The sequence below is a fragment of the Legionella wadsworthii DSM 21896 = ATCC 33877 genome (assembly GCF_000701265.1).
GTDB classification, from domain to species: Bacteria; Pseudomonadota; Gammaproteobacteria; order Legionellales; family Legionellaceae; genus Legionella; species Legionella wadsworthii.
In genome coordinates this window covers 1-8,920 of record NZ_KL370758.1, presented here as the reverse complement: position 1 = coordinate 8,920, position 8,920 = coordinate 1, and the positions used below count along the sequence as shown (strand labels likewise).

The following is an 8,920-nucleotide window of genomic DNA, read 5'->3' as shown; positions in this document are numbered from 1 at the left end:
AACATGAAGATGGACTCTAACATGAAGATGGACTCTAACATGAAGATGAAAATGCCTACTGAGCCAACAATTATAGGAGATGCTATAGATCCACCCAATTCCTCCTACAAGACGTCGGTGGACACGAAATATCAACCCATGATGGCAGCGGTAAAAACCAACGATCCGAATAAGCCTGTGGCAGGGGTTATCAATATGGAGCTGTTTGGCTATATGGATCGATTTATTTGGTTTATTAATGGGGTTCCTGAATATAAAGCAAAACCAATCCCTTTAGAGCCGGGTAAGCGCTACCGCATTGTTTTCACCAATACGTCAATGATGTATCACCCCATGCATATTCATGGCCATTGGTTTATTTTACGCAAAGGCCTTGATGCATACGATCCTCTATTACATACAATAAGCGTCCCGCCTGGAGCGACGATGACCGCGGATATTGACACGGATGCCAGTGGACAATGGTTTTTTCACTGCCATTTGCTCTACCATATGATGACTGGCATGGCACGCTCCTTTCAATATTCAACCTTAATTGGTATCACTAAAGGCAAAGACAAGCCTCAGGATGTCATAAAACAAACTGCCTATTCTAATCGTCCTATTGTGAGAGTCGATGAAGTAAGGCCGATTGATTTATCACTTGTGAAACATCCGATGGGCCATCATGCAGGATTATGGCTTGCAACCTTTTTAGATATTGGTGCGGATCCTTTTCATAATGCCCAACGCCTTAATTATAAAGGGTTGTATGGCCCTGACTACCATAAGTTAGAATTATTTGTTAATGATGCAGAACTTTATAAAGGAAATGTAGAGAATGCGGACATTGATATTTTTTATTGGCACTTAATCAGCCAATTTTGGGCGATTAAAGGTGGGGCAAATTATTTTAATCAGCCCGCTTCAACGCCCTATTGGCAACCAGGGCTTGGTATTGAAGGGGTGATGCCCTATTTTATTGATACCAATGTGCGGTCCTATTATTACAGCGGCAGTGTTAAATTAGATATTGAACTGTCACGAGATACGCAAATCACCAATAACTTTTTGGTACGAACAGGGGTACGTAGTATTCTGGCATCCAAGACTGTTCGGAAAGCTGAAATTGGTAACGGATTGAATCAAATGCGCTATATTGTTAGACCTTACTACCGCCTCATACCGGGGTTGAATGTTTTTGTTGAATATGAGAACGAACAAGATTATGGTGCCTTCAAAACAATACAACAAGCCAAAGGAGAGTCCGGCACCCAAAATACGGTAACCTTCGGTCTTGTTGCACTAATGTAAGTTTCTTCACATCGAGGTTTTTGACTGTGTAAGCGCTGTGCTTGACTTAACTCTGTGACATACTGAGTTTAGATTTATTGGTTGGCGTATTTCACATACTATGGTTTTGTCTTGCACAAACCATAAAGAATAAAATTTTTAATACCAAATCAATATGATGGATAATTCCAATTAATTATTTTTAGTTAGTACCGGATTTTTATATACATTATGATCTTCGTTCAATTGTTGTATGTTTTTTATTAAATAGCGAGGACATTGATAGGCTTTAGCATAAATAATATGCATACTGATGTCAGTTGTTCTACTAGGGAGAGTGTGGTATCTCTTAATTAAGGTTTGATGTTCTTCAAATACAACTACATTGGCTCCTAATTTGGCTCCCTCATTTTTAAGAAAATTAAGGTCATCTATTTTTAGATTTTTCTCCAAACCAAGCGTGAATTGAAGTTTTTTGCCATGTACATCGCTATTTGAAACGTTACTTATAAACTGACACGATTTAAGCGCTTTAGCTCTTTTATCATAGATAATCACCACCTTTCCTGCATCTGGTTCTAACGATCTAGGAACACAGCCTACAATTACTTGTAGGGTTAGAAACAAAATCATTGGAAAAAGTATTTTCATAACTAATTATCTTTTTTGTTGAAATATAGAATGTGCATCAAAATAAATTCCTTTTATTATTAATGTAAGTTAGGTAATTGTTTTCCAGGTAGAGTGGAACCGTCGCTCGCCTGTCATCTAGTGCTAACCTTCCATAAATACAGCAGTCTTGATTTTTACGGCTGATGCTTCATGTAGTATCCACTTCACAGTGGTAATACGCATCGTCTAATAATTACATTATTTATGGGCTCTAATGATGTCCATGCCCATGCCCATGCCCATGCCCAGGAGGATGATATCCACTAAATTGTCTCTTAACTGGATATTATTTTTTGCGTCATCCTGAGGGGTAAATGAGACACATGAACTCACCAAAAAAGAAATGCACATTAAAAGCAAAATTATTGGTTTCGCTACTACGTTAGATAATACCATATATTTTATTCTCTATTTAAGTTTTATAGAATAGATCAAATTCTGGATCATATTTATTAATAAGGTATTGCCAACTCCATGATTAAAAAGAATAAGATACAATTTTATTTATGATCGTGGCTGTGGTTGTGAACTAATTGTCTATGGGTGTGCTTAAGTAATAATATGGGGCCTAAAATTCCGCCAAAACCTATAGCTGCCACACACAATCACCATTTTCTAGACCAGAATGGCGCCACAACCAAGATCTTTAACCAATTGGGTGACGATTAATCCTATACTGGTAGTGCAATTATTACGATTGGCAAAAATACTGGGCACTAGAAATTAAGAGAAAATTGAAGATGATTTGAGAGATCTGTGAGCAATGCCCAAATATACTAATGGTTGCGATGGAAAGAAACTAATGAGTGCATTTCCCCTATCCATCAGCTAACAAATGACTAAGTTGGACTATATTGGGATTTTTAGAGGAATAATGAATGATGGAACATATGAATATGGTGGGTGGTTGGATGTTAATTTGGGATATCGTTGGGATCTTATTAATTGTTCTTCTTATTGTTGTAATCGTAAAATTTTTAAAAAAATAAAAATGTATTACAAGTTTGCTTGACCAAAGCAAAAACTTAAACTGCAAAGAAGGCGATCAATAGATAATCATTCTGAGCTCTCTAATCCTTTTGTTTCAAAAAGACTAGGGAGATTTTAGCATGCTGAATAATACATGATCATGTGATTTTCAGATTAGATCATACTCCTTATAGGTATTACGACCTAATTCTTTTGCTTTATACATTGCGAGATCTGCATTTTTTTTCAGATCACACGTAGGAAATTCATCTATTGTACGATAAAAAGCAATACCAATACTTGCAGTAATGGATACCTCATTTCCTTCTAATGTATATTTGTTAGCAATATTGCGCTGTATATTTTCTACAATCTTATGGACACTGTTCGGGGAGTGTAATCCGTTAAGAATAATTGCAAACTCATCGCCACCTAAACGCAGTGCAAGGTCATCCTTGCGTATAGAATTTCTTAATAATTCAGAAACTGCCACTAACAACAAGTCACCTATTCGATGTCCGAAAGTATCATTAACAATTTTAAAATAATCCAGATCAATATAAAGTAGCGCCATAATCTGATGCGTACGTTTTACACGTTGAACTGCTGCCTCTAATGCATCTTCAAATACTGCACGATTAGGTAAGCCGGTTAAACTATCATGGGTAGACAGATAAAGAAGTCGCTGTTCCATTTCTTTTCGCTCACTGATATCTTGAGCAATGGTTACTATGGCTGAGAGGTTACCATCGATGTCAAACATAACCGAACCAGAAAGTAATACCGGTTTAATATGCCCATTTTTTGTCTTACAATTGGCTTCTAAGTTAGCAAGCGATTTTGACGAGATAATTCTGTTTAAAAATTGATAATTCTTATCAGAAAAAATAATACTAAAATTCTTACCTAATAACTCGTCCATTTTGTATCCTAACATCGACGAAGTGGCTTGGTTGACTGTAGTAATAATCCCATTTTGATCAACTACAATAAGCATGTTACTCATGGAGCGAATGATATTGTCCACATACTCTTTATCTCTCGCTAAAAGGTCTGACTGCTTTCGTAATAGTTTTTCTTTCTTGAGTAGTTCACTCAAATACTGTTGCTCTGTTGTGACGTCTTTTAATACGATAATAATCGTTGTCTTGTTATCTAACATTAAGTGGCTGGTTCTCATTTCTAAAAAAAATTCGTTAGCATTACGATGGTATTTATAGATTTCATGAGTACTGTTATCTGTTATTGCAGTTTTTAATAGTTTTTTCCAAGAGAGCTTATGTTTATTTTTTAATGGTAAAAGCTGAGAAATATTACCCCCTAATATTTCGATATGGCGCATATTGATCAAATGATCAAATGTTTTGTTACACCATTGAACTAATCCTGTTTCATCAGTCCATATAATGGCTTCATTAATAGTGCCTAATGCTAACTCCATTTTACTCAAGGTATGTCTCAATGGGTTAATTAATTCATCAACCTGTTCCATGATTTAATTTCCTTTATCAGTAGGAGATATTGTTGCTCCAAAAATCCATTGATCTTCAATTTGTTCTGCAAAAATGGTATGTATTGCATTGAACTCTTTCCCTTTTTTTGTAACGGCAGAAAGCTCAAGAGGTGTGCCTAAGAGAGTAGGCTGACCCGTTGAAAGAAAACGTGAAAAACCCAGATTATGTGCATCATGAAAGCGAGACGGTATAATAATGGCAATGGGCTTGTCTTTAATTTCGGTTAATTTCCATTCGAATACATTTTCAAAAACTGGATTAACATAGGTTATTAAGCCGTGGTGATTGGCTATGACAACTGGCACATTTTTTTCTTGCTTTAAATCATGAACAACACCCATTTTTTTCTCCTGGTATGTTTCAGCATTTATATATAAAGTTATATTAGTTTTAATCTTCCATTTCTAGGTTTTTTTAAGGATGGATGTTCTTCTTGTTTATCTAAAAAATCGTGTAATGCCTGTAACTTTTTGAACGATAAGTCAGTTTAACGAGCTCTGACAAACATTCATCGATTTTTTCGGGTATAGTAAAATGAATTAATCTGAACATAAATTTATCATTTCAGCAAGGCGTTTTTTCTGTCTTTGTTCTATCCCTATTAAGCCTTGCTTGCTAGCTTTATAAGCATCAAACTGCAGGGATTTAAATCATTGGTAGGTTAAAAATATTGGCTATTGACAAGGGTACTATGCCGCATGAAACTATAGAACATTCAAATTGTCAGGAAAAAATAAAAATGGCAGATAAAATTCGCGGCAAAGTAAAATGGTTTAATGAAGGCAAAGGCTTTGGTTTTATTGGAAGCGGTGGCAAGGATTATTTTGTACATTTCAGTGCGATACAGAGCAGCGGCTTTAAAATGCTTCCTGAAGGAGCAACCGTCCTGTTTAAAGCGGGTAAAGGACCGAAAGGACACAGGCAGAAGAAGTCGAGATTGTTAAATAAATAATTATTGCTCTATTGTCTCTAAAAATAAGGCTTTATTATCAACAGAATATAATAACTTGCCCTTGCCATGATTAACCAAGTTCAAGAAGGAGTTCTTGTCGAATCTCTATGTGTTGGTTATTTGTTGCAGCAGGAGATGTGCATCAGGAATAACAACCCTTTTTCTTATTAATGTATACTGTTGTGAGAGTTGGATAATTTGCTCTCCAGGTAGAGTGAAACAGTCGCTTATCTGTGATGCACATTTTGCTTCTGCTTTGATTTATATCGTATTGCACTACACGATGGGCTTTTTTCGCGAGTAAAATTGGCAGAATACATTGTCTTAATAATTACGGCTTATTATGTGATTTCTAATGACGTCCATGTCCGTGCCCATGAGGATGATATCCACTAAATTGCTTCTTAACTGTTATGTTGTTTTTTGAGTTATCCTTAGGAATAAAAGAGGCGCAGGAATTCACCAAAAAAGAGACGCAAATTAAAAGCAAAAGTATTGGTCTTTCTACTACGGTAGATAGTCTCATATGTTTTCTTCTCTATTTTTAAGTAGTTATATATATTATAACCAAGCAGTTGAAAAAAATTGAGCCGATATTGTCCCTTATCTCCACGCGCTTTTTGCTCTAACCCTTTTAATCCATTGTTTCTATACTGATTAACCCAACGGTGTAAACTTCTAATGGGAATATTTTGTTCTTGGATATTGTCCACCCATTTTAAATTTATCAATTGCCTGTCTTTTAGTAATTTTACTTAAATTAGTCCATTAATTTGTATTCTCTTTACCTCTGAGCCTTCAAATAAAAACCAAGATTCTTTTGATAGGTGAATTTGCGAAACTTAACTATTATCACGAGGGTGTATTCATTTGATATGATGCTAATCCATTTTTAATCATACCGCGTGTTTGTGTTGCTAATGTGCTACATAAATATAAGAAACAAATTGGGGTTTATTATGAGTAGAGCAGCATCAATCCACGCTAGAATTGATCCAAAATTAAAGCATGATGCCGAAAAAATATTGCATCAATTAGGATTAAATACATCTCAGGCAATTAAGGCATTTTATGCGCAAATCGCTCATGTTAGAGGAATACCTTTTGAACTTAAATTACCTAATGAAGAAACTATAGCAGCGATGAAAGAGCTCGATTCAGGCAAGGTAAAAGCCTATGATTCTATGAAAGAGATTTTTGGAATGAAATAGACAATGGTTAATGTATTAAACTTGCTCCAAGTACTCAGTTTAAAAAAGCTTAAAAAGAGTAACGAAGCAAGGAAAATCGAAAGGTTAATTGATGATGACATTGAAAAATTACAGCACTAAGAACAGCTACCTCAAAAAAATCGTGATCAAGCTTTGGTAGGAGGGATTATAAATGCTCTAATGCCCGGGCTTAATGTCTTTGCAGAATACGAGCACGATGAAGATTACGGTTCTTTAAAAAGAATTCGCCAGAGTATAGGGAGAAGACACCCTTGTGTTCGGATTATCTATCCTATAAGAAGGTGTACTAATTTCTAACGTGTACACCTTCTAGAGGCATTCTTTAAGCTGCTTTAGCAGCTTTAGTCATTTTTCTGCATTCCTCTTCACAGCGATAGCACGCTTCAGCACAGCGTCTACAATGTTCCATATGCTTGTGCTTGTCGCATTCATCGCCACACGCTTTACAAATATCAGCACAAAGTGCGCAAATTTGAACTGCAAATTGTGAGCCTCGAGCCATTAAATTAGCGGCTAAAATGCACATATCAGCGCAGTCCCTATTTAACTGAAGACATCGTTTTAGCGCTTGAATATCCTGCTCGTTAAGACATGCAGAAGTACAATGTTCGCATACAACGGCGCATGCTTGACAAATCTCTATGCAAGATTGGTATTTTTCGTGAGACATTCCTTTTCTCCTATCTAAAGTCGTTGTTAGTTTATTGATCACACGAAACAAGCATAGTCATTTAAAATTCAAAGCGCAAATTCGAAAAATGAACGTATAGTTACTATTATTTTTAAACTAGCTAAATTCTTTTGAATTATATGGCTGGCATTGAGGTTAATGACTCGTTTTATAGTTTCACAAAAAGTTTCTTGATTGGAGAATAAAAAGCGAAAAACTTAAGTTAACCTAATCTTAAATAATAAACCCAAGGAAGAATATCATGTTTCTTTTACGCGATTTACTTATTTTTATAGCTGGTGCTGAATTTTTCCATACTTTAGTTCATATCTATTTACATTATTTCAGCTCATTTCCAATCAATTTAAAATACATAGTTTTAACAGACACAGCGAATGACTGGGCTATCCTTGTTAATGCGATTATTACGATTGGCCTTATCGGATTGGCAAAAATACTGGGTACTCGAATTAAGAGAAACCGAAGAGAATAGAGCCATCCATGGCACATCTGTTCGTCGTCACGAAAGTGAACTTTATAAATGACTGATATATTCTTTTACTTTTTCAATTATCTCATCAACTCGGCTCTTGAAGTTAATTCAACCAATCCTGAGCTGAATGCAGTCCAAATGAGGCGAGTCGCTCTATACAGTAATGCGATGTCGCCTCATAAACAGAGCAACTTAATAATAATAGCTTAATGACCGCCATGGTGCCAGTTATGGTGGTTATGATGCCATTTTTGATGATGATGGTGCCAGTTATGATAAGGATTCCAGTTTTGCTGATGGTACCAGTTATGGTGATCATGAGGCCATCCATGATGTCCGCCATGATTATTGTCTGCCAGAATTATGTAATTCTGAGACACTTAAAAATATACTTTAAACGCTTTATAACAAGCCATGGCGGCGGACATCAGAAACATCACACTGCAGAGTCATCAAAGATAACCATTGCTATAAGGATATATCAAAAATATCACGTTAAAGTAATCATTTCATAATGAACACATATGATTTTTGTAGTACAGAAGTCTTAGCCTATGTTTTCACTCCATGGGACTTCAACCCTCTTGGTTTATATAGTGCAGTTTAATGATCAAGTAGATTGTAATGCGTTACTAAAAGAAAACGCATCATGTGAATATTTTGTGCGTATTTTTATACCCAAAACATAAGAGCGGAAGGGAGTATATGCATAGTGAATATAATTAATTAATATGATATGGTATGAAAGCAAAAAGTGCTTTTTCATTTATTTGCATCGGCTTAACTTGTAAGTTTTAGCGTATCATACTATGGAAGATGCTCAGTTTTTTTCTGAAGACAAGGCAACAGAAAGTTCTTGTTGTAGTATGCCGGAAAAAAACCCATCAACCTCTTGCTGTGATACACAGTCAAAAACAACTGGATGTTGTGGTTGATGAATGCTGAGCCAATTAAGTTATTATTTCTTTGCACGGGGAACTCTTGTCGGTCCATTATGGCTGAGGCAATAACTAATCATTACTCGAATGGTCGCTATCTGGCTTTTAGTGCAGGTAGCGCTCCGACTGGAAACGTACATCCGATTGCAATTGAAACCCTTACGCGCCATGGTATCAAACCCAATATTCTTCGCAGCAAATCCTGGAA

General features: G+C 35.9%; 10 protein-coding genes and 1 pseudogene. 5 read left to right on the top strand and 6 right to left on the bottom strand.

The window, feature by feature from the left end; genetic code table 11:
- On the top strand, positions 1–1,293 hold a 1,293-nt coding region (locus tag BU07_RS0105795; protein ID WP_031564164.1), incomplete at its 5' end, for a multicopper oxidase domain-containing protein.
- A 171-nt stretch (positions 1,294–1,464) separates the two neighbouring features.
- On the opposite strand, the gene BU07_RS0105790 is transcribed toward BU07_RS0105795, so the two are convergent.
- From BU07_RS0105790 to BU07_RS0105770, 4 genes are all read right to left on the bottom strand, one after another.
- Positions 1,465–1,923 (bottom strand): DUF4156 domain-containing protein, encoded by a 459-nt coding sequence (locus tag BU07_RS0105790; RefSeq protein WP_031564161.1) that lies wholly within the window; start codon positions 1,921–1,923, stop codon positions 1,465–1,467.
- A gap of 219 nt (positions 1,924–2,142) precedes the next feature.
- A complete protein-coding gene (locus BU07_RS0105785; protein ID WP_031564159.1) occupies positions 2,143–2,340 on the bottom strand; it encodes a hypothetical protein in 198 nt (65 codons plus the stop codon).
- Between the two features lie 742 nt (positions 2,341–3,082).
- Positions 3,083–4,405 (bottom strand): sensor domain-containing protein, encoded by a 1,323-nt coding sequence (locus BU07_RS0105775; protein WP_031564156.1) that lies wholly within the window; start codon positions 4,403–4,405, stop codon positions 3,083–3,085.
- Between the two features lie 3 nt (positions 4,406–4,408).
- Positions 4,409–4,768: a PAS domain S-box protein gene (locus tag BU07_RS0105770; RefSeq protein WP_031564153.1), complete on the bottom strand. Its 360-nt coding sequence runs from the start codon at positions 4,766–4,768 to the stop codon at positions 4,409–4,411.
- Between the two features lie 398 nt (positions 4,769–5,166).
- Between BU07_RS0105770 and BU07_RS0105765 the strand changes: the two are divergent.
- Positions 5,167–5,375 (top strand): annotated as a pseudogene (locus BU07_RS0105765) (cold-shock protein).
- Positions 5,376–6,338: 963 nt separating this feature from the next.
- A complete protein-coding gene (locus tag BU07_RS0105755) occupies positions 6,339–6,590 on the top strand; it encodes a type II toxin-antitoxin system RelB/DinJ family antitoxin (RefSeq protein WP_084157801.1) in 252 nt (83 codons plus the stop codon).
- Between the two features lie 343 nt (positions 6,591–6,933).
- Here BU07_RS0105755 and BU07_RS0105745 read toward each other — a convergent pair whose 3' ends face one another.
- Positions 6,934–7,281 (bottom strand): four-helix bundle copper-binding protein, encoded by a 348-nt coding sequence (locus tag BU07_RS0105745; RefSeq protein ID WP_031564146.1) that lies wholly within the window; start codon positions 7,279–7,281, stop codon positions 6,934–6,936.
- Positions 7,282–7,543: 262 nt separating this feature from the next.
- On the opposite strand from BU07_RS0105745, the gene BU07_RS0105740 reads away from it, so the two are divergent.
- Positions 7,544–7,774, top strand: a complete 231-nt coding sequence (locus BU07_RS0105740) for a hypothetical protein (RefSeq protein WP_031564143.1) — start codon at positions 7,544–7,546, stop codon at positions 7,772–7,774.
- 103 nt (positions 7,775–7,877) lie between these two features.
- Here BU07_RS0105740 and BU07_RS0105735 read toward each other — a convergent pair whose 3' ends face one another.
- Positions 7,878–8,093 carry a hypothetical protein gene (locus BU07_RS0105735; protein WP_133134494.1) on the bottom strand — a complete coding sequence of 72 codons (216 nt, stop codon included), beginning with the start codon at positions 8,091–8,093 and terminating at the stop codon, positions 7,878–7,880.
- A gap of 615 nt (positions 8,094–8,708) precedes the next feature.
- On the opposite strand from BU07_RS0105735, the gene BU07_RS0105730 reads away from it, so the two are divergent.
- Positions 8,709–8,920: low molecular weight phosphatase family protein (locus BU07_RS0105730; protein WP_031564222.1), on the top strand; the 212-nt coding region annotated here is incomplete at its 3' end.